Raw genomic sequence first — 20,166 nt, 5'->3', positions numbered from 1 at the left:
CATGAAAGTCGCTGTCATCAATTTTTCGGGCAACGTCGGCAAGACCACGGTAGCCCGCCACCTCCTACTTCCACGCATCCCAGGCGCTGGGCTCATATCGATAGAGAGCATCAACGAAAGCGAGGCCAGCGCCCAGTCACTGCGCGGGCGACATTTCGGCGCGCTGCAGGAATACCTCCAGGCCGTTGACAGCGCGGTGGTGGATGTAGGTGCAAGCAACGTGGAGGAGCTGCTTGGCCTAATGGGCCGATACCGGGGTAGTCATGAAGACCTCGACCATTACATCGTGCCTACGGTTGCCGCCCTCAAGCAGCAGAAGGACACCATCGCAACACTGGCAGAACTATCCCGCCTGGGCGTGCCCGCGCAGAAGATCCGACTGGTCTTCAACATGGTCGACGACGACGTGAAGGTCTCGGACGCCTTCAACCCTCTCCTAACCTTCCTCGCTGAGCAGCCGATTGCCGTTGCGGACACGGACTGTCGGCTGGGTTTAAACGAAGTCTACGAGCGCCTTAAGCTGGTCGGAGTGGATGTGGCCGATCTGTTGGACGACGACACTGACTACAAGGCGTTGATCGCCAAGGCACCCGACCCGAAGGAAAAGGTCGCGCTGGCGCGTAAGCTGGCTACTCGTCGACTGGCCATAGGCGTTGCCCCCGATCTCGATGCCTGCTTCAACGCCCTTCGACTCGGGATGCCTGTGGCACCGCTCGTCCGCGCCGCTTGACGGAGCTCGGCGTGAGCGACATGCGCGAAGCTCTTATCGCCGAAGTGCTCGGCGACGTTGCCAAGCTTTTGACCCGGGTCGAGGCCCTCGCGCCGGCCCTTGGGTCCACGTGCGACGCCATTGCGAAAGCCGCGGACTCACTTGACGCTCGCGCCGCGGATGCCGAGGCTCGCTTCGCCACCTTCACTGAGCGCGCGACAACGCAGGTGATCAAGCATGTAGCAAGTCGCTCTGGCGAACTAGCCAGGAATGCCGGGGAACTGGAGACGAGAGCCCTGCAAGCCGCTGCCAAAGCTCTGTTCCGCGAACAGCTAATGCCCGAGTTTCAACGCCTCGCCCGAGCCATCGATTCACGCACAAGTAGGCAGCCAACGTTCTTGGGAAGCTGGTGGGCTCATGCCATGACAGCCGCGACGGCATCGGCCATCACATGGCTTGTGGCGCTTCTTGTGTTGGCAGGACGCTAGACGGCCTCAGACTGGTCTCGCCGCGAGGCGAGTGACCAAGCCAGAAGCCTGCCGGCCATAAAGTAGGCCGTGCATATCCCGGCGCTACCTCAGCGCTCAGTCCGTTAGCTCTTGAGCAGTCGGTCCAGCGGCTTCTGAGCGATCTGTACGGCGGGCCCTGTGCACGTATCGCGGTCCGAAGACGTATGTATCCCGAACGCCGCCCTGTTTTTCACATTTCCAGCCGGCAATAGCAATACACGAACTGCTGCGCGGCGCCCCAGGGCGTCTGGTGAAGGGTGATGCCGTGGTCCAGTAGGCGGAAGCGCCCGCCGAATTCATCGTGCAGTTCGTCCGACGAGTAGCGCGCGACGGGCAAGCCACTGCACTGCGTCGGGCCTTCGGGGCCAAAGGCGCCCACGATGGCAAAGCCGCCAGGCTTGAGGGCTCGCTCCACCTGGCGCACATAGGCCTGGCGCTGCGCTGGATCGGTCAGGAAGTGGAAGACGGCGCGGTCGTGCCAGACGTCGATAGACCGCGCAGCGAAGCGATGCTCTAGCACGTCGGCTGCCAGCCACGTGACATGCGCGGCACGATCGGACAGGCGGCTTCGGCAGACATCAAGGGCCTTCTCGGATATGTCCAGCACCGTCACCCGGCTGTAGCCGGCATCGAGCAGGTCATCGACGAGCGTCGCCTCGCCGCCACCCACGTCGATGATGGACGCGGCATGATCAACGCCCGTGCGACGGATGTAGCCCAACGATTCCGCGAGGTGCGGGGCATACCAGCTGACCGCGTCGGGCGCCTTGGTCTCGTAGACGCGCTCCCAGTGGGACTTGCTCACTTCACCCTCTTCAGCTCGGTGCGGCTGTAGACCATGTAGGGCTTGCCAGGCGGTGCCAGCTCGAAGGTCTCGACAAGCTGGTCGTCGCCAGTGAACTCGTAGGTCTCGCGGGCCTTCCAGGCATTGTTGAAGTTCTCGAAGGCCTCGCTCTCAAACACCAATTTCTCCGCGCCCGGCTCTGAGGCCTGGCGATAGGTGTTGACGAAGCCCTCGATGTGGAATTGCCGCAGCATCAGCATCTTTCGCTGCTTGTCGTAGCTGAACATGCCGGCGTGCTCGTGGACTTCGCCCTTCGGGTTCTTCTCCTGCGCCGGGTAGGTTGAGGTGTTTGTCTCCTGGATGAAGCGCCCGCCCATCACCTTGACGTAGCGCCGCGTGACTGCACCTGCGCCAGCTTGGCCCGCGGCCGTGCCCTGCCAGTCGCCGACGAAGCGCTGCAGCGGCGCCCACGGATCGGCCGAATCGGCGTAGCTGGGCGCAGCCAGGATGGCGGCAAGGGCGAGGATCGCGAACCGACGGGTGCTCATGCATGGCCTCCTGCTTCTGCAAAGAACGGGCGCGCTGCCGCACGACGCTGCACGCGTCGCCGCGACGCATTGGGACAGGGTAAGGCTTGAAGTCTAGCTAGCTGTAGAGGGGCGGCCCCGCGTCGCCCCGAGAGTGAACTCACGCCCGCCGGGCAGCGCGCTCACGCGGCATCCGGGAGCGCGGCACAGCTCATCCTGCCGCGCAGCAGTTCGGCGTTGCGAGCAACTTGGCTTCGGCGGCCGGCATGGCCAGGTCTTCCAGGATGCTGCAGTCCAAAGCTGCGCCCCCTGCGCAGGCGGTGTCGCAGCTGCATACGAAAGCCGCCATCGCGCCCTCCAAGGCCCGCAGCTCCGCCAGCTTGTCGCGCAGCTGCGCCAGATGCCGTGCCGCGACTTCGCGGACTTCGAGGCAGGGGCGCTGCGGCTCGTCCATGAGGCTGACCAGCTCGCGCACCTGCTCGATGGCGAAGCCGAAGTCGCGGCAGCGGCGGATGAAGCCCAACCGGCGCACCGCGGCCTCGTCGTAAACACGCCGGCCTGCCTCCGTGCGCGGCCCGGCTGGAAGCAAATCGATTTCCTCGTAGTAGCGGATGGTTGGCACAGAGCATCCGGTCCGCCTGGCCAGGACACCGATGGAGAAGGCGGGCGACGTCGTCATGCCTCGAGCTTAGCCCTTGCTGCAGCCGCAGCCGGTCGCTTGGCCGGACGGCGGCGCATCGGGCAAAAACTGCGAGAACAGCCACTGCGCATTGATGCCCTCCTGCGGCGGAGCGACGATATTCAGCTCGATCACGTCCAGTCGGTTGGTCAGCTGAAAGACAAGGAAGGCGCAGCATTCCCTCTCCAGTTCGACGATGGCGGTCAACTCAGTTGCAGCCTCGGGCGCGTAGGTCAAACGCAGCGTTGAGCCATGCAGGCTGTGGGTACGCAAGTGGGCGCTCGTGAGCTGGCGGATGCGGGCCAGGCGCGGCCCCATGTCGGCGGCGCTAAGCGTGCACGCAACCGGCGCCGCTATGGCGATTTCAGCGGCAGCCATGCTCACCTCCGGTGGCGCACACGGTCGCACACCCGCACGCAGCGCGCAGCGCGGCTCGCCTGCGTCGCCAGAACCAGAACGCCGCCAGGGCCAACGCCAGCAGTGCAATCGGCAGCAGCTCGTCCGCGCAGGCCCAGAGCGCAGCGGCCGACGAGGCGAGCGCCGCGCCACCAAGCAACGGTATGGCGCAACAGGTGGCGCAGGCGGCGCCCAGGCCAAGCACCAGCTTCCAGGACTTCATGAAGGATCTCCTCGCGATGACGATGCGCACAAGGTAGAACCTCAAGCAGCTTGAGGAGCAAGAGCTTTCTGCGCGTCCGGCGTCGCGACAATGCCCGCATGGAATTGCTCAGGACGTTTGGCCTTTTCGTCGTCACCGCGCTGGCGGAGATCGTCGGCTGCTACTTGCCCTGGCTATGGTTAAAGCAGGGCAAACCTGCCTGGCTGCTCGTGCCAGCCACTGTGAGCTTGGCGCTCTTTGCTTGGCTGCTGACCCTGCACCCCGCAGCAGCGGGCCGCGTGTATGCCGCCTATGGCGGGGTTTACATCGGTGTGGCCCTGCTGTGGCTGTGGGCCGTGGATCGCGTTGCACCGACGGCGACGGACTGGCTGGGCGTGGCCCTGTGCCTGCTGGGCATGGCCGTCATCATGTTCGGCCCGCGCGCGCAGGCCTAGGTCACGCGCCGCCGCATCTCCGCAGGGTAGTCCTCGAAGCCCAGCGAGCCGTAGAGTGCCCTCCCTTCGGGCGTCGCGCCCAGATTGAACTCGCGCACGCCGACGCCCTCGCACTGCTGCATGACGGCGCGTAGCAGCTCGCGCGCCACGCCCCGCCCGCGCAAGGCCTCGGTGGTGAACACGTTGACGATGCGGGCCATCTGGCCGCCGGGGTTGGCGCGAGTTGGCCCCCAGTCCAGCAGCACGGCGCCAGCGCCGCCGACAACCTTGCCGCCTTCCACAGCAAACCAGCCGACATAGCGACTGGCCTCGATGCGTGGTCGCACCCACGCTGCATAGCCGGGGCGCCGCGATGCGTCTTCATCGCGGTAGCAGCCGTGGGCAGCTACCTGCTGGGCGTCATCAGGGTGCACCTGGCGTAGGGTCCATGTTCCGGTCATGCCCCATTGTTACGGGCGGCATTCCAGCTCTCGCCGCCACCCTGCAAGCCGAAGTCTCGTAGACTGATGGCGCTTATGACCCGCCGCCGCATGCACCGCCTCACCACCACGTTCTTCGTGGTGCTGTCGCTGCTGTTCTCGCAACTGGCGCTGGCGAGCTACGTCTGCCCGCAGCAGGCGGATGCGCAGGCCATGGCGGCCATGATGCAGGCCGGCACGCCCTGCAGCGGCATGGACGCGGAGCAGCCGGCCCTGTGTCACCAACACGCGGCCGATGCCAGCCAGTCCTTCGAGGCCGTCAAGCTGCCCAGCGCCGCCCAGCCGCTGCTGATCCAGGTGCTGGAGTTGCCGCTGGTGCTGGAAGCCGAGGCCGCCGCGGCGCTGCCGCCGAGCACCACCGTCGAGGCGCAGCCGCCTCCGGCGCCGCTCTTCCTGTCCACGCTCAGACTGCGAGTCTGATTCCCTCCGTCGACTGAACGCGCTGGCGCGGTTTGACCGCCGCCGGCAAACGCTGTTTTGTCCTCGGAGTTCCCATGCTCACCCATTACCGGCGCGCGGCCCTACTGGCCGCCGCCTTGCTGCCCGCGCTGACGCAGGCCGCGCCCCTGACGCTGGACCAGGCGCTGGACCTTGCCCAGCAACGCTCAGCCGCCGTGCGCGCCGCACAGGCCGGCCGGCTCGGTGCCGCCGAGGCCGCCCACGCGGCTGGCCAACTTCCCGACCCGGTGCTATCGGCCGGCATCGACAACCTGCCCGTCACGGGCCGCGACCGGCTCAGCACCACGGCCGACAGCATGACGATGAAGCGCATCGGCATCAGCCAGGAATGGCTGCCCGCCGACAAGCGCGCCGCCCAGCGCGCCGCGGCGCAAGCTCTGGTGGATCGCGAAACGGCCATGGCCCGCATCGCGGCAGCCGAGACCCGCCTGCAGGCGGCGCTGGCCTATGTGGACACGTTCTACGCGGCCCAGGCGCTGACGCTGGCCGAATTGATGGCGCACCACGGCCGCGACGAGTTCGAGGCCGCCAAGGCCAGGCTCGCCACGGCTGCGGGCAGCGCACCCGAGGCGCTGGCCCTGAGCAGCGCACGCGGCATGGCCGACGACGAGGTGGCCGAAGCCCGGCAAGCCCAGCGCCAGGTGCAAGTGCAGTTGCAGCGCTGGACCGGCTTGCCGCCCGATGACCTCCAGGCTCCTGCCTTCGCGTCGCCGCCGGACGAGCCCGCCTTCGTCGCCAGCCACCCCGCCGTCGTCGCCGCGCAGCGCGACGTGGAACTAGCCCGCCAGGAGGCCAGCGTCACGCAGGCCAACCGCCGGCCGAACTGGACCTGGGGTGTGAGCTACGGCCAGCGCCAGGGCTATGCGGACATGGTGTCGCTGGGCGTGAGCATCCCCATCCCCATTGCGCCCGCCCAGCGGCAGGACCGCGAGGCCGCGGCGAAGCTGGCACTGGTGGACAAGGCCGAGGCCAACCTGGCCGAAGCCCAGCGCAGCGCCACCGCCGAATACCAGAGCCTTGCTGCTGACGCTGAGCGCCTGGCCGAGCGGGCGCAGCGCTACGAGGCTTCCGTCATCGAACCTGCCCGCCAGCGCACTGTCGCTGCGCTGGCCGGCTACAGCTCCAACCAGGGCCAGCTCCTGGCGCTCTTCGAGGCGCGCCATGCCGAGGTCGCTGCCCAACGCAAGGCGCTGTCGCTGCAGCGCGAGCTGGCTCGCACCCGCGCCCAGCTCGCCTTCAAACCCGTCATCGAAGGAGGCGCACCATGAAGCGCGCTCAAACCCTCACGCTGCTTGCCATCGCCGCAGTGGCCCTGCTCGCTGGCGCTTTCCTCGCCGGCCGCCACACCGCGGGCGGTGCTGCCGCCGAGATGCCCGCGCCGGAGCGCAAGGCGCTGTACTGGCACGACCCCATGGTGCCGGGCCCGCGCTTCGACAAGCCAGGCAAGTCGCCCTTCATGGACATGCAGCTCGTGCCCGTCTATGCCGATGAGGGCGGCGACGCCGGGGTCAGGATCGGCTCGGCCGTGCAGCAAAACCTGGGCATCCGCACGGCGGTGGTGACGCGGGCCAGCGCCGCTTCCAGCTTCGAGGCCGTAGGCGCCGTGCAGTTCAACGAGCGGCTGGAGGTGGTCGTGCAAAGCCGCGTGGCCGGCTACGTGGAGCGGCTGCATGTGCGCGCCGCGATGGAGCGGGTGCGCCCGGGCCAGGCGCTCGCCACGATCTACGCGCCCGAGTGGTTGGGCCCCATCAACGAGCTGCTGGCGCTCAAGCGCGCTGGCGTGGCGAACGAGCTTGTCGCGGCGGCGCGTGAGCGACTGAAGGCCATGTCTGTCCCCGACGCCCTGGTGCGCCAGAGCGAGGAGGCCGGCACCGCGCAGGCGCGCTTCACGCTGAGCGCACCGGCCGGCGGCGTCATCGCGGAGCTGGGCGTGCGCGAGGGCGCCGCCGTCAGCCCGGGCATGACGCTGTTCCGCGTCGCGGGCCTGGACAAGGTCTGGGCCGTCGTCGAGGTGCCTGAGGCGCAGGCCCTGCAGCTCAAGCCAGGGCGGAAGGTGACTGCAGCCCTGCAGGCGGACGCCGCGCAAACCTTCACGGGCACGCTGGCCGAGATCCTGCCGCAGGTCAACGCGAGCAGCCGCACGCTGCAGGCTCGCTTCGAGGTGGACAACCGCGCGGGCAGGCTCACGCCCGGCATGCTGTTGCGCGTGCACGTGGCCGGGCCGGCTTTGTCGCGCCTGGTGGTGCCTGCCGAGGCCGTCATCCGCACCGGCACGCGCGCGGTCGTCATCGTGCGCAAAGGCGATGGCTCGTTCGAGCCGCGCGACGTCAAGCTGGGCGTCGAGCTGGGCGAGCAGTTCGAGGTGGTGGAAGGCTTGAGCGAGGGCGACCAGGTCGTGGCCAGCGGCCAGTTCCTGGTGGACTCGGAAGCGCGCTTGCGCTCGGTGCTGGGCGGCATGTCGGCGGCCTCCGCGCCGCAGGGGGGCGCCCAATGATTGCCGCGCTGATCCGCTGGTCGGTGGGCAACCGCTTCCTCGTGCTCATCGCCACCGCCTTCCTGGTGGCCGCGGGCCTCTGGTCGGCGCTGCACACGCCGGTCGACGCGCTGCCGGACCTGTCCGACACCCAGGTCATCGTGCGCACCAGCTACCCCGGCAAGCCGCCCCAGGTGGTGGAGGACCTCGTCACCTACCCGCTGACGACGACCCTGCTCAGCGTGCCGGGTGCGAAGACCGTGCGCGGCTATTCCTTCTTCGGCGACTCCTTCGTCTATGTCCTCTTCGACGACAAGACCGACCCCTACTGGGCGCGCTCGCGGGTCGTTGAGTCTCTCAGCCAGGTGCAAAGCAAGCTGCCGGCCGGCGCCACGGCTGCGCTGGGGCCCGACGCCACCGGCGTGGGCTGGGTCTACGAGTACGCGCTGGTGGACCGTAGCGGCAAGACCGACCTGGGGCAGTTGCGCGCGCTGAATGACTGGTTCCTGAAGTTCGAGCTGAAGACCGTGCCCGACGTGGCCGAGGTGGCCAGCGTGGGCGGCATGGTGCGGCAGTACCAAGTGGTGCTGGACCCCGACCGCATGCGCGCCCAGGGCATCACGCATGCCATGGTGGTGGAGGCGCTGGGCAAGGCCAACCAGGCCTCGGGCGGCTCGGTCGTGGAGATGGCCGAGACCGAGGTCATGGTGCGCTCGCGCGGCTTCCTGAAGTCGCTGGACGACTTCCGCACCATCCCGCTGAAGGTGGTCGGCGCGACGCCGGTGCTGCTGCGCGACGTGGCCTTCGTGCAGATCGGCCCCGAGATGCGCCGCGGCGTGGCCGAGCTGGATGGGCAGGGCGAGGTCACGGGCGGCATCGTGGTGATGCGGTCGGGCAAGAACGCGCGCAGCGTCATCGCGGCCCTGAAGGCGAGGTTGGAGGCCTTGAAGCCCAGCCTGCCGGCCGGCGTGGAGATCGTCGAGACCTACGACCGCTCCAAGCTCATCGACCGCGCCGTGGACAACCTGCGCGAGAAGCTCATCGAGGAATTCATCGTCGTGGCTCTCGTCTGCGCGGTCTTCCTGTTCCATCTGCGCTCGGCCCTGGTGGCCGTGGTCACGCTGCCCGTGGGGGTGCTGACGGCCTTCATCGTCATGCACTGGCAGGGCGTCAGCGCCAACATCCTCAGCCTGGGCGGCGTGGCCATCGCGCTGGGCGCCATGGTGGATGCCAGCGTCGTGCTGGTGGAGGCGGCACACAAGCATGTGGAGCATTTCGAGGACGAGCATGGCCGGCAGCCGGGCGACGCCGAGCGCTGGGCGCTGATGGCCAAGGCCGCGGTGGAGGTCGGGCCGGCGCTTTTCTTCTCGCTGCTGGTCATCACGCTGTCCTTCCTGCCGGTCTTTACGCTGGAGGCGCAGGAGGGGCGGCTGTTCGCGCCGCTGGCCTTCACCAAGACCTATGCGATGGCGGCAGCCGCGGGCCTGTCGGTCACGCTGGTGCCGGTGCTGATGGGCTACCTCATACGCGGGCGCATCCCCAAGGAGACGGCCAATCCCATCAACCGAGGGCTCACCGCGATCTATCGGCCGGCGCTGGAAGCGGTGCTGCGGTTTCCGAAGGCCACCCTCCTCATCGCCGCGCTGGTGCTGGCCGTCACAGCGGTGCCGGTGCTGCGCCTGGGCGGCGAGTTCATGCCGCCGCTAGACGAAGGCGACCTGCTCTACATGCCGTCCGCGCTGCCGGGCCTGCCGGTGTCCAAGGCGGCCGAGCTGCTGCAGCAGACGGACAGGCTCATCAAGACGGTGCCCGAGGTGCTGCGCGTCTTCGGCAAGGCCGGGCGAGCCGACACGGCCACCGACCCTGCGCCGCTGGAGATGTTCGAGACCACCATCCAGTTCAAGCCGCGCGAGCAGTGGCGGCCCGGCATGACGCCAGACAAGCTCGTGGAGGAGCTGGACCGCGTCGTCAAGGTGCCGGGCCTGTCCAACGTGTGGGTGCCTCCGATCCGCAACCGCATCGACATGCTGGCCACCGGTATCAAGAGCCCCGTGGGCATCAAGGTCGCGGGGGCCGACCTGGCCACGCTGGACCGGCTGACGACGCGCATCGAAGCCGTTGTGAAGGACGTTCCGGGCGTGTCATCCGCGCTGGCCGAGCGGCTGACCGGTGGGCGCTATGTGGACGTGGATGTGGATCGCCTGGCCGCCGCGCGCTACGGACTGGCCGTGGCGGACGTGCAGGCCATCGTGGCCTCGGTCATCGGCGGGGACAACGTCGGCGAGGTCATCCAGGGCCGCGAGCGCTTCCCCATCAACCTGCGCTATCCGCGTGAGCTGCGCGACTCACTGGAGAGCCTGCGCCGGCTGCCCTTCGTGACGCCGGCCGGCGCGACGGTGCTGCTGCAGGACGTGGCCCGCGTGCATGTCGAAGACGGCCCGCCCATGGTACGCAGCGAGAACGCGCGCCTGTCGGGCTGGGTCTATGTGGACGTGCGCGGCCGCGACCTGCGCTCCGTGGTGCGGGACATGCAGGCAGCCGTGGCCGCGCAGGTGGCCATGCCGGCCGGCTACGCGGTGTCGTGGTCGGGCCAGTTCGAGTACCTGGAGCGCGCCACCGAGCGGCTGAAGGGCGTCGTGCCGCTGACGCTGGTGGTGATCTTCGTGCTGCTCTACCTGCTGTTCCGCTCGGCGGGTGACGCGCTGCTCGTGATGGCGGCGGTGCCCTTCTCGCTGGTGGGCGGCTTCTGGCTGATCTGGGCGCTAGGGCATGCCATCTCGGTGGCGACCGCCGTGGGCTTCATCGCGCTGGCAGGCGTGGCGGCGGAGTTTGGCGTCGTGATGCTGGTCTACCTGAAGCAGGCCCACGAGCAGCGCCTGGCGGCCGGCGCGGCCGACGACGAGGCCACGCTATTGGCCGCCATCCGCGAGGGCGCCGTGCAGCGCGTGCGCCCCAAGGCCATGACGGTGGCCGTCATCATGGCCGGCCTGCTCCCTGTACTGTTCGGCCACGGCACCGGCTCGGAAGTCATGACCCGCATCGCGGCGCCTATGGTGGGCGGCATGGTCAGCGCACCGCTGCTGAGCATGTTCGTCATCCCGGCGGCGTGGTTGCTCCTGCACCGACGGAGGCTCAGTCGGCGTGCAGCTTCGTCACGAGTGCAGGTTCAAACCCTTGTTGAAAACAGTGGCTGAGAATCGACAGAGCGTATTGACCTGTACTGAGGGAAAGGGCCGCGGGCAACGCGTTGCGTTGCCTACCGCATGAAAGGTTGTCACCCTCAAATAGAGTGCCAAGACACAGCGCTGAATTGCTCGCCTTCGAAATGCTGGGCAGCGGGCCTAGGTGAAACCCGCCACGACGGTTTGCCCGTCTATGCCCCCCGAGAACGGGAATCGCATCGGCCTGGTCGTCCACGCGGAAGGTGGAACCCCGCAAGGGATCAGTCAGTGATAGTCGTCCTCAAGCTGGTGGCGAGCCGCCAGCACCGTGACTGTGGATGCATCCTCGATCTCGAAAAGCACGACGTAGCCCGAACGACCGAACGGCACGATCAGCTCCCGAAGGAAGGGGCTTTGCCCCGCTTTGCGGCAGGTGAAGGGCGAAGTCTTGAGCGTCGCGACGCCAGCACGCAGTGCGTCCAGCGCCTCGCCTGCCAATTCGAGGTTTCCGCCCTCGCGCGCCAGCTCGCGCTCCAGCACGAAGTCAAACAGCTCTTCGAGATCCCGTTCGGCTGTACGAGTCAGCCTGACCTGGAAACTCACTTGCGGTTCTTCGCGATCTGCATCTGCGCCGCGTCGAGCTTGCGCTGCAGGTTGCCAAGAACGACCTCGGCCTCCACATACTCGTCGGTCCGATGGGCTTCGTCCCGCGAGAGCAGCCCACGCGCAATGAACTCCGTTTGCAACTTGCGGCGCTCGACGGTCTGGCGAACTGCCCCCTCGATGAAGCTCGATAGCGACTCGCCGTCTTGCAGGACCTCCTCGGCCGCGTCTCGCAGCTCCTGGTCGACTCGCAGCGAGGGAAACGTTGCGGTTTTCATCGCATCCTACTGTTGCGTTGCATTTGCGATGCATTGTAGATCAATGCCGCTGAACTGTTGAACCCTTTGGCGATTGCACCGCTTCCATGTAGGTCGAAATCGCGACGGCAAGGGCTGGCTTCAGAGCGTTGAGTACTTCCCCCGGCAGCGCGCACGGCAAGGAGTCGATGAATCTCCAGGTCGCAAGATTCAATGCCTCACTCGTGATCTCGACTTGGTGACATGCGGACATGATGATCTCCTTGCCCATGTTGTGCCGCTTTGAACTATGGCGCTGTGTTGCTTCAAGCCAGCGCTGGATTCGGCCCTGAATCCAGCGCATCACTGTTTTCAAGCCTTGATCTTGCGCATCTCCTCGGCCAGCATCCACAACGCTCGATTGAGGCTCACACCTCGATCGATGCTGCCCACGGGCCGGGTGTGAAGCCGCCGCCCTTGGGAGCTGCGGCCAGGCTGACCACCACGGATCACGTTTTCCTGCACCCGCTGAAACGTCGTCCACAGGCTGTGACCAGCGTCTTCAGGCCTTCTGGCTTGGATGAGCTGTTGAGCTGTCACCGGCGCCGGCCGATGGCCACCGGTTTCTTCCACCACTCGCTCGCCGAACCGCAGTGCCAGCGCGGCAGTCGCGAAGGCCACTTCTTCTGGCGCTTCCAGCTGCAGCGCTTTCATGGCCTCTGCGTGCTCTTCCACGGCCGCGAACTCATCGAGTACGCGGAATGCGCCCTCAATGACCTCGCCCTGGACGTTGCCTTTGTGGGGGATGCGGATGTCATCGACGACGTCACCGACCACCAGGCCATTGCAGCAGACGAAGCGGAACATGCCCGCGAGCATCTGGTACGAACTGGCACCGTCGTGGCTGTTGATCAGGATGATCTCGTTGGCCTCGGGCTTGGTCTGGACCTGCCCTGCATGCCGCATGCGGATCATGTGCTTGGTGAACTCCGTCTTGCCCGCGACGCGACTGGAGCCTTGGGCCACCATGAAAGGCTCAAAGCCTTCCTTGCGCAGGCCGCGCAGGACGTCGATGGTGGGGATATATGTGTAGCGCTCCGAACGGCTGACATGCTTGCCCGCCGCAAAGATGGACGGAGCAGCCGCGCGCATCTGGTCCTCAGTGAGAGGTTCGTCGCTGCGGAGCGTGCGCGAGGTGCGGCCGGAAAAACGGGTGGCCAGCGTGGGATGAGTCGAGTACATGATGGATTCCTTCGATCGTTGATGGCTTCGAAGGGCGGACTGACTGCGATCAGCGAAGCCCGCCTCGGTGGGGTCAGGCATCGGCATGCGCCGGCCGTCGTGTATCGCCTGACTGCGTACGCCGCGCCTCCCCTTCGGCACGGGTATCGAGGTAGTCGATCTCCTCGGCCGTGAACTCCATGCCGTAGACCGTCGCGCCGTCCTTCTCGTAGTTGTTGTTGCGCACGCGACCGACGATGTTCACGTGCGAGCCACGGCCCAAGAAGTCCGCAGCGTTCTCAGCGAGAGGGCCCCACAGCGTCCATTGAATGGCGGTGGCCGTCTCTTCGCGGGTCTCGCCCGAGCCCCGCACCGAATTGCTGATCGCCGTCACCGTCGCCTTGGTGATGCGGCCTTCAGGACGCGGGACGAACTGAACCACCACCGGTCCCGCGAGGTGCGCATTGCGTTGAATGACTTGAACGTTGGCCATGACCAATCTCCTGTCGTGAAAGATCAGCCGGGCTCCGGGTTGGTTGCCCTGAATGAAGATCCTTCACTTGGACTCCTCGCACCCGCCCACGGGCGGGCGGGGGGTGGGCATGGCCCCTTCCTTTGGGAAGGGGTTGGGGATGGGGTCGGGTTTGAACGCAGCCGAAGCAGTGCGCCGGTTTCCCGGCCCACCGTATGAAGATCCCCCGCAAGTCCCCCTCACCCAGGGACGGGGGTTGCGGGGGAGCGCGGTGGGACGACCAGCGCACAGGCTGCCCCTCCACGGGCGACGCAGACTCGCGACCGATGTGCCAGCTCGCCTGGCGCAGCGGTTGCAACGAAGTCGCCCGCATCTCTCGAGCAGCGGCGTCCCCGCGGCCGGCGTGACACCAAGCGCAGCGACTGGCGCGACGGTCGAGCCGTTGCGAGCACTTCTCCGCCTTCGCGGCCCGGCTACGGGCTTGGCGAGTGAGAGGGGTGGCGATCTGGCCGGCCAGGCGCGCAGCGCAACCGATCAGGACCGGCCTGTTCGCCAAGCGGGCCCGTTCGCGCGCAGCGGAAGGAAATCGGCCCGCGGTCCCCGAGCACGGGAGGGCCGCGCCGCTCTAGCCACGCGTGCGCCGCACGCCTCGCCGTGTCGCGCAGCGACGCCAAGGGAGGTTGCCCCGGCGGCCCAGGAGAAACGTCTGGAAGAGCCGCCCGCGCCGGCCGCCGATGCGGCAGGCGCGGTTCGGGCCGCATCCCTGCGGCCCGTGACCTGCTTCGCAGGATCAGCCCATGCGGTCCGCCAGCAGATGTGCAGCTGGGACTTTCCACACCGTGCCATCGTTCATCCGCGAAGCGCAGCACATCAAACCGGCCTAGTGGCCAAGCGGGCCCGTTCTCGCACAGCCGGAAGGATTTCGGCCCGCGATCCCCAACCGCGGGAGGGCCGCTTCGAAGGCCATGCTAGCGCCTAGAACCGGCAGAGCCCTTTCGCGGCAAGCTTCGGGCGTGGCGGGCGCCGGCAAAGCCGAACAGGCCTGCGGCCAGATCGGCAATAGCGGCGCGGGTACGGGCAGCGCGCCGCCCAGGCAATGCCTCGGCGGCGCTATCGCCAAGCATCAGAAAGCGGGCAAGGGGCTAAGCCCCCTGCCCTGGCCCCGCCAGGCCTCGGTCCGCAGCAGGTCCGGCAACCAGCGCTTGCCCGCCAGCAGGCCTTCTGCCATGTCGACCGCCTCCGCCTTCTTGAGCCTCGACACCTCACCCACGGCGTCGCCCTGCCCTGCTTCCGTGAGCGCCTGCACGATGCGCGCCTTGGGAACGCGGCCGAGATAGGTCTGGCCGGTGGCTTCCCACCAGTCGGCCATATCGAGCGCCGCGGCCTGAGCCAGCACCTGGGCGGGTTTCGCCTGGGAACACCCGTACAGCGCATGCGCGGTCAGCACCGCGCACACCACCAGCAGCTCCTGCAGTGTCTAGATCGATTGCTCCAGCAGAAACGCCATTAGCTCCTTCGGGTCGGCCGGCAGGCGTTTACGCCACGCATCGACGACGCTGCTCAGGCACTTGTGCGCTGGGCTGCCTGCCATCACGGGCGCGATCTGCAACAGCTGCCAGTTCGGGCTGCGCACCGAAATAGCCAGCGCGGTCGGCGACCGCATATTCCGGTGGACGTGAGCATCCAGTTCAGCACGATGAGCACGTGATCCAGTGTTCATGAGCGCCGGCGGCTGTCCCGCACTTGTGGCAGCTCTGCAGCGAATACTGCCGATCGCGGTCTATGTGTTGATTGGCTGGAGTCGGCCAATTGCTGCCGGTCACGAGCGACTGCGTGCGGGCAGCCCATGAAGCCGGGGATCAACGGGAAGTTGCGGTTTGTGATGGAGGCGTGTAGTCCGGAGGCGGCGGGAAATGAATTAACTAGCGGCGGATGACGGGGCTGCGAATTTTCTTGCCAACGAAGTCGTTCGGAATGGCGGGCGTTGAGTCCCCTCAACTTTGGGGATAGTTCCGTTGCCACGGGCAACTCCAAGTGTTCTCTTCCATGGCTCGAAACAACCAGCTTACTGGCAGGTTTGCCGACAATACAGTTGAGGTCAACACGCTGGACAGCAGCCGAAGGCTAGTCGAGGTCGATCAGCGCCGATCTGTACGAGCTGGCGAAGCCAGCTGTGGCTACGAACTACCGATTTCGTGGAGCTAAGAATGACGAGAACACTGATCGCGGCAATTTGCTTGGCGGGGCTGCTTGCAGCCTGCGGCGGGGGTGCCGACAACTCAACTCAGTCAATCAGCTCGCCTCAGTCCGCCGCACCTGGCGGCGCCACCGGTCCGACGATGTCGAAGGTCTTGGGACTGGCGGCACAACGAGCTGAACGCCAATCCATTTCGGACGACGGCGCAGGCGCTCGAACAATCGGCTTCGCTGAAGCCTCTTCTGGTCGCGCGGTTGCCACCAGCATAGGCACTGCCATTTCCACTCCCGAGACCGCACGCGCAAAGGCCCAGGCAGTGACGCAATCCAGCGTCGGTGCCACTACCGACCTGATCTGGCACAACCCCAGTACGGGCCAGACCGTCAGCTGGGCCATGAACGGCGCTACTACCGCCAGCTCCACCGTGCTGCTGCAACTGCCCAACTGGAAAGTGAGCCGCACGGCCGACCTCAACGGCGACGGCCAGCAAGACCTGATCTGGGAAAATAGCAGCACCAACCAGATCGTGGCCTGGCTGATGAACGGCACGCAGACGCTGCAAAGCACCGTGTTGCTGCAAAACGCCGGCTGGAAGATCACCCACACTGGCGACTTCAACGGTGACGGCAAGGCCGACCTGCTCTTCTACAACGCCACCACCGGCCAGACCGTGCTGTGGCTGATGAACGGCACGACCGTGCTCAGCAGCCAGATTCTCTTCACCAGCACCGTCTGGCAGGTGAGCCTGGTGGCCGATCTCAACGGCGACGGCAAGGCCGACCTGATCTGGCGCAACAGCCAGACCGGCCAGACGGCCGCCTGGCTGATGAACGGCACGGCCGTCAGCGCCAACGCCACCCTGCTCGAACTGGCCAGCTGGCGCGTCACGCAAGTGGGCGACCTGGACGGCGACGGCCGGGACGACCTGATATGGACCAACGCGGGAACAGGGCAGACCGTGGTGTGGCTGATGAACGGCCTGGCCACCAGCAGCTCGACGCTGCTGTTCACGCACCCCACCTGGCGCGTGAGCCGGGTCGCGGATCTGGACGGTGACGGCAAACAAGACCTGATCTGGGGCAACTCGGCTACCGGCGAGGTGGCGGGCTGGCTGATGGACGGTGCGGCGATCAAGAGCAACGCGGTGCTGCTCGGCAACGCGAACTGGCAACTGGCCAACGTGGTGGACCTGAACGGTGACGGCAAGCAGGACCTGATCTGGCGCAATTCGGGCACCAATCAGACGGTGGCTTGGGTGATGAACGGGTTGGCAGCGGCGTCGCAGACGACGTTGCTGGGGATTGCGGGATGGGAGGTCGTCGGGACGAGATCGACCAGTCCGCCGCCTGCACCAGCGCCAGTACCGACTATGGTTGCCCCAGTGATCTTTAGTGTTCGTGATTACTCATGCGACTCAGTAAAGTCGGATGAGTGCGATTCTTCGCCGTTTGCCATTAAGTGGTCGCTGACTGTGGCTCAACTCGTTGACTACCTAAGTAGTTCTTACGGGAAGGCCAAAACAGATTATTCATCTGAGCTATCCTGCAAAGTTAGTGCGGCATGTCCAGCAATTTGGGGTGCCGGGCTTGCGTCAAACCAAGTGCAGGCAATGCAACGAGCCGCTTCAGCGGTGGTTCGAGTGTCATCCACAAACGATCACATGAACTTTGGATCGTTTGGTATTGGCATTTCTGGTTCCTGTTCAGGTGTAGTAGTAAAGAGTACGTTGGACTCTTCAATCTACGTGCTCACGGCCGGGCATTGTCTCTATGAGCAACCTCTCTATCCCAATGTCAGATTCAGTACCTATCGAGATTTAGGTTTGCCGTTATATGTGACATTTGGATATGAAGCTGAAACTTGCGGCGCGCCAATCACATTTACCGGCCCTGCAACTCTCACGCTCCCCGCAATGCTTATTGGATTCAGCTACAGCACTGCAGGTCAATCCCACCCGGACTGGAACTTCAGCAGTCCCAATTCAACAGATCTGGCTGTTCTCAGGCTTATGGCACCATTGCCCGCGAATGTGATGGCAGCAACCGTTCGACAAACCGCAGTTACTCAGCCGGACAAACTATTCTCATTTTGGCATCCACTAGGCTTGGACAAAATGGGGGGATTGATTGACAACGGGGCAGATTTTGGCGCGAGTACCGAGTATCAATACATATTGAATTCATCCAAGAGAATATCCGAGCGAGGTTCAAGTGGCGGCCCCCTGTTTGCATACGATGCATCCAAGAATGAGGTGTCGGTCGTGGGCACCTTGAGCGGTTCGGAATTTAAAGGAGGGTCCCTCGCGAAAGTATGTGATACATCGCAGAGACTCAACTACGGCCGGCTAGACGTACATGCTCCCTTCCTAGCGAAGTATCTTGGAAAGTTGAATTAATGCCGGTCAATCGGCATTTACCAAGACTCCACAAAACTTAATCAATTCCTTTTCGACTTTCTGAAGTCCCAAGGCGGCAGGTCACGCATTTAGCGACTGCACCCCGGCGATGTTCATGCGCTTCACGCGCAGGTATCCTTGATGGGGACCGCCAAGCTGTTCGTGTGGGAGTTTCTGCCGTCGAGGCGCAGTCGCCGTCTCTGCATTTCCATGGCCACCAGCATGCCAAGCCGGTGGATCATGGTGTGATCCTTGTGCGCCCGACTCGAAAACCCAGTCTGGCAACGCCCGGATCCGGTCAGGTCCATTCGTTCAACCTCGCTGAGTGGGAGTCAGCAAGGGGCACATTGCTGACAGCCCACTCAGCAGAGCGAGGGGCGGCATAACGCTGCAGAGCCGAAGTACCGCTCCGTTCACTTCCTTGCTGCCGCTGGTGCTCATGGTGATTGGATTGCGTGCTCATCGCGCTGGCCTGGATGTTGACGACCACTGGAATACGCAGGACGGCTCGCCCTAGAACGGCACATCCAGCAGGTCCACGCCAGCTGCGTCAAGAAGCCGCTCCCGTACTCCCGGAGCGTCGATGTCCGAGACGTGTACGACGAGGCGGCGCCACACCTCACGCCTTGCATATGGCACGCCGAACGGCGGGCAGCTGTAGAGGTAGCGCATGGGCTTCCTCGACTCATCGACCATCACCGCCATGTCGAAGTCCGCCCCACGGACCACGCTCAGCGCTGCCTCATTCACATGGGTGTCGTCGTACTTCATCTGAGATCCTTTGGCCCCTGATCCGCCCAGGCTGGCGGCGCAGCTTGCGAGACGAGTGCTACGCCCCTTGCCTTGTTCATCGTGGGTGGGAACCTGGCCTTGGCTCGGGCCTCTTGCTCATCGACGGGATCGCGGACGGGATCACACCACCAGACCTGCGGCACCGGCTTTGGACTCTTGGCGCTGAAGCCGTGATCCTCGTAACCCAACACCATGATCTGGCCGTCCCTGATCTTGACCCGTGCGCGGTCGAGCTGGCGCCAGCGGATCTCCGGGCCGCCTCGGACGCCGAGCAGGGAGGCTGTCATCGGTCGGCGCTCGCCGTCCTCGGCCCAACCGCGCATGACAGTCAACGAACCGTACTGACGGGCCGGGACTTGAGCGACTCGTTCAGCGTTGCGGCAAGGCGAACGCTGGCCAGCGACAGTCGCTCAACCAGCGCGCCATCCCATTGCTCCTGATAGGTGGCCAGAGAACGCCGTCTGTTCAACCGCCTACCGACGGATCAAACGGCAAAATTTAGCCGTCTTGTTCTTCGTACTTTTTCCGTACGGGCAAAGAAAAAGCACCTAGCGTCGCCGCTAAGTGCTTGTTCTACCTACCGAATTTGGTAGGCGCGATTGGATTCGAACCAACGACCCCCAGCATGTCAAGGTGGCGCCCCCGCCAGCGAGGGCCCAGCACCTGGAGGCGCCGTACTCCGGGGACTTCTCCGCAACGTTGCCGATGCAGTAACTTTCGCAGTAACCAGATCCGCGGCGCGAGCATTTAGCTAGGCTAGATGCGGCGGTCCGCGTCGATTTCGATCCTCCTCCTCCACCAACCGATCATCCTGGACGATCTCGCGTCGTCCCAGAAACTGAAGAATGCCCCTGAGCATCAACGCTTTGGGTTTTTTCTTTTCTCACGGGCCGTCGGGCACCAAGCGATACCTGATCGCCGCTACGCGGCAATGACCGCTCGTCGAAAGCTAGGGTTGCACATCTCTCGTGATCAACGCGAATCGCCGATCGCCCTCACGTCCGATCTCGGGTATGCGCAGCACGGCGGCCGCGCCGAGCACGCCGAGCACTGCAAGCATCAGGTAGAACGCCGTGAAGCCGCCGAAGCCAAGAAAGACTGGCGCCACCAGCGGGACCAGCGACGCCGGAAGCGCGCTCGCCATGCTGAGAACGGCGAAATCCTTGCCGACGGACTCGGCGTTTGGAAGCACGCGCAAGCACATCGCAAAGTCGGTGGCCAGGAACATGCCATAGCCGATACCCACCATGCCAGTCGCGACAAAGACCGCGGGGACCGTGGTCGCGAACGCCAGCAGCACAAGCCCCACCGCGCAAATCAGGCCTCCTCCCATGACGAAGGGCTTCTGCCGCTTCAGGCGGTCGGACAGATAGCCGAACAGGAAGCATCCGAAAGCCACTGGGGCTATCGACACCAG

General features: G+C 65.4%; 24 protein-coding genes. 8 read left to right on the top strand and 16 right to left on the bottom strand.

Going from position 1 to position 20,166, the window contains the following annotated elements:
* The first annotated feature begins 1 nt into the window (after position 1).
* The gene (stbB, locus tag AC07V5_RS22975; RefSeq protein WP_495118047.1) at positions 2 to 730 is read left to right on the top strand and encodes a StbB family protein; all 729 of its coding nucleotides are present in this window, start codon (positions 2 to 4) and stop codon (positions 728 to 730) included.
* Positions 731 to 741: 11 nt separating this feature from the next.
* A complete protein-coding gene (locus AC07V5_RS22970; protein WP_495118046.1) occupies positions 742 to 1,197 on the top strand; it encodes a hypothetical protein in 456 nt (151 codons plus the stop codon).
* Between the two features lie 211 nt (positions 1,198 to 1,408).
* Here the strand turns inward: AC07V5_RS22970 and AC07V5_RS22965 are convergent, their stop codons facing one another.
* The 5 genes from AC07V5_RS22965 to AC07V5_RS22945 all read right to left on the bottom strand — a co-directional run bounded on the left by AC07V5_RS22965 (position 1,409) and on the right by AC07V5_RS22945 (position 3,827).
* Positions 1,409 to 2,023: a class I SAM-dependent methyltransferase gene (locus tag AC07V5_RS22965; RefSeq protein ID WP_495118045.1), complete on the bottom strand. Its 615-nt coding sequence runs from the start codon at positions 2,021 to 2,023 to the stop codon at positions 1,409 to 1,411.
* Entirely contained in the window at positions 2,020 to 2,550 is a 531-nt protein-coding gene (locus AC07V5_RS22960) for a hypothetical protein (protein ID WP_495118044.1), read from the bottom strand. Before AC07V5_RS22960 ends, AC07V5_RS22965 begins: the two co-directional genes overlap by 4 nt.
* Before the next feature lie 190 nt (positions 2,551 to 2,740).
* Positions 2,741 to 3,208 (bottom strand): MerR family transcriptional regulator, encoded by a 468-nt coding sequence (locus AC07V5_RS22955; protein ID WP_495118043.1) that lies wholly within the window; start codon positions 3,206 to 3,208, stop codon positions 2,741 to 2,743.
* Between the two features lie 9 nt (positions 3,209 to 3,217).
* Complete coding sequence (locus AC07V5_RS22950) at positions 3,218 to 3,586, bottom strand: hypothetical protein (protein WP_495118042.1); 369 nt, start codon at positions 3,584 to 3,586, stop codon at positions 3,218 to 3,220.
* Entirely contained in the window at positions 3,573 to 3,827 is a 255-nt protein-coding gene (locus tag AC07V5_RS22945) for a hypothetical protein (protein WP_495118041.1), read from the bottom strand. Before AC07V5_RS22945 ends, AC07V5_RS22950 begins: the two co-directional genes overlap by 14 nt.
* A gap of 98 nt (positions 3,828 to 3,925) precedes the next feature.
* Here AC07V5_RS22945 and AC07V5_RS22940 point away from each other — a divergent pair, with 98 nt between their 5' ends.
* Positions 3,926 to 4,261 (top strand): YnfA family protein, encoded by a 336-nt coding sequence (locus tag AC07V5_RS22940; protein ID WP_495118040.1) that lies wholly within the window; start codon positions 3,926 to 3,928, stop codon positions 4,259 to 4,261.
* Here AC07V5_RS22940 and AC07V5_RS22935 read toward each other — a convergent pair.
* Entirely contained in the window at positions 4,258 to 4,701 is a 444-nt protein-coding gene (locus tag AC07V5_RS22935; RefSeq protein ID WP_495118039.1) for a GNAT family N-acetyltransferase, read from the bottom strand. The genes AC07V5_RS22940 and AC07V5_RS22935 overlap by 4 nt on opposite strands.
* 75 nt (positions 4,702 to 4,776) lie before the next feature.
* On the opposite strand from AC07V5_RS22935, the gene AC07V5_RS22930 reads away from it, so the two are divergent.
* The 4 genes from AC07V5_RS22930 (at position 4,777) to AC07V5_RS22915 (ending at position 10,866) form a co-directional block, all read left to right on the top strand.
* The gene (locus AC07V5_RS22930) at positions 4,777 to 5,160 is read left to right on the top strand and encodes a hypothetical protein (protein ID WP_495118038.1); all 384 of its coding nucleotides are present in this window, start codon (positions 4,777 to 4,779) and stop codon (positions 5,158 to 5,160) included.
* Positions 5,161 to 5,234: 74 nt separating this feature from the next.
* Positions 5,235 to 6,467, top strand: coding sequence for a TolC family protein (locus AC07V5_RS22925; RefSeq protein ID WP_495118037.1), 1,233 nt, complete (start codon positions 5,235 to 5,237; stop codon positions 6,465 to 6,467).
* On the top strand, positions 6,464 to 7,693 hold the full coding sequence (locus tag AC07V5_RS22920) for an efflux RND transporter periplasmic adaptor subunit (RefSeq protein ID WP_495118036.1): 1,230 nt from the start codon (positions 6,464 to 6,466) through the stop codon (positions 7,691 to 7,693). The genes AC07V5_RS22925 and AC07V5_RS22920 overlap by 4 nt, the downstream gene beginning before the upstream one ends.
* Complete coding sequence (locus AC07V5_RS22915; RefSeq protein ID WP_495118035.1) at positions 7,690 to 10,866, top strand: efflux RND transporter permease subunit; 3,177 nt, start codon at positions 7,690 to 7,692, stop codon at positions 10,864 to 10,866. The genes AC07V5_RS22920 and AC07V5_RS22915 overlap by 4 nt, the downstream gene beginning before the upstream one ends.
* A gap of 252 nt (positions 10,867 to 11,118) precedes the next feature.
* Here AC07V5_RS22915 and AC07V5_RS22910 read toward each other — a convergent pair whose 3' ends face one another.
* From AC07V5_RS22910 to AC07V5_RS22880, 7 genes are all read right to left on the bottom strand, one after another.
* On the bottom strand, positions 11,119 to 11,436 hold the full coding sequence (locus tag AC07V5_RS22910) for a type II toxin-antitoxin system RelE/ParE family toxin (protein ID WP_495118034.1): 318 nt from the start codon (positions 11,434 to 11,436) through the stop codon (positions 11,119 to 11,121).
* Complete coding sequence (locus AC07V5_RS22905) at positions 11,433 to 11,714, bottom strand: YlcI/YnfO family protein (RefSeq protein WP_495118033.1); 282 nt, start codon at positions 11,712 to 11,714, stop codon at positions 11,433 to 11,435. The genes AC07V5_RS22910 and AC07V5_RS22905 overlap by 4 nt, the downstream gene beginning before the upstream one ends.
* 40 nt (positions 11,715 to 11,754) lie before the next feature.
* Positions 11,755 to 12,036: a hypothetical protein gene (locus AC07V5_RS22900; protein ID WP_495118032.1), complete on the bottom strand. Its 282-nt coding sequence runs from the start codon at positions 12,034 to 12,036 to the stop codon at positions 11,755 to 11,757.
* Positions 12,037 to 12,044: 8 nt separating this feature from the next.
* Complete coding sequence (locus AC07V5_RS22895; protein ID WP_495118784.1) at positions 12,045 to 12,914, bottom strand: DUF932 domain-containing protein; 870 nt, start codon at positions 12,912 to 12,914, stop codon at positions 12,045 to 12,047.
* A gap of 73 nt (positions 12,915 to 12,987) precedes the next feature.
* Positions 12,988 to 13,386, bottom strand: a complete 399-nt coding sequence (locus AC07V5_RS22890) for a single-stranded DNA-binding protein (RefSeq protein WP_495118031.1) — start codon at positions 13,384 to 13,386, stop codon at positions 12,988 to 12,990.
* Positions 13,387 to 14,488: 1,102 nt separating this feature from the next.
* Positions 14,489 to 14,821 carry a hypothetical protein gene (locus AC07V5_RS22885; protein WP_495118030.1) on the bottom strand — a complete coding sequence of 111 codons (333 nt, stop codon included), beginning with the start codon at positions 14,819 to 14,821 and terminating at the stop codon, positions 14,489 to 14,491.
* Between the two features lie 21 nt (positions 14,822 to 14,842).
* The gene (locus AC07V5_RS22880) at positions 14,843 to 15,085 is read right to left on the bottom strand and encodes a hypothetical protein (protein ID WP_495118029.1); all 243 of its coding nucleotides are present in this window, start codon (positions 15,083 to 15,085) and stop codon (positions 14,843 to 14,845) included.
* A 487-nt stretch (positions 15,086 to 15,572) separates the two neighbouring features.
* Between AC07V5_RS22880 and AC07V5_RS22875 the strand changes: the two genes are divergently transcribed.
* A complete protein-coding gene (locus AC07V5_RS22875) occupies positions 15,573 to 17,957 on the top strand; it encodes an FG-GAP-like repeat-containing protein (protein WP_495118028.1) in 2,385 nt (794 codons plus the stop codon).
* A gap of 513 nt (positions 17,958 to 18,470) precedes the next feature.
* Here the strand turns inward: AC07V5_RS22875 and AC07V5_RS22870 are convergent.
* The 3 genes from AC07V5_RS22870 to AC07V5_RS22860 form a co-directional block, all read right to left on the bottom strand.
* Positions 18,471 to 18,728 carry a hypothetical protein gene (locus AC07V5_RS22870; RefSeq protein WP_477861766.1) on the bottom strand — a complete coding sequence of 86 codons (258 nt, stop codon included), beginning with the start codon at positions 18,726 to 18,728 and terminating at the stop codon, positions 18,471 to 18,473.
* Entirely contained in the window at positions 18,725 to 19,036 is a 312-nt protein-coding gene (locus tag AC07V5_RS22865; protein WP_495118027.1) for a hypothetical protein, read from the bottom strand. Before AC07V5_RS22865 ends, AC07V5_RS22870 begins: the two co-directional genes overlap by 4 nt.
* A gap of 662 nt (positions 19,037 to 19,698) precedes the next feature.
* A partial coding sequence (locus AC07V5_RS22860; RefSeq protein ID WP_495118026.1) for an MFS transporter occupies positions 19,699 to 20,166 on the bottom strand: 468 nt, incomplete at its 5' end.

It is taken from the genome of Roseateles sp. GW821-FHT02E12 (assembly GCF_059421665.1).
This window is presented reverse-complemented; position numbering and strand designations above follow the sequence as displayed.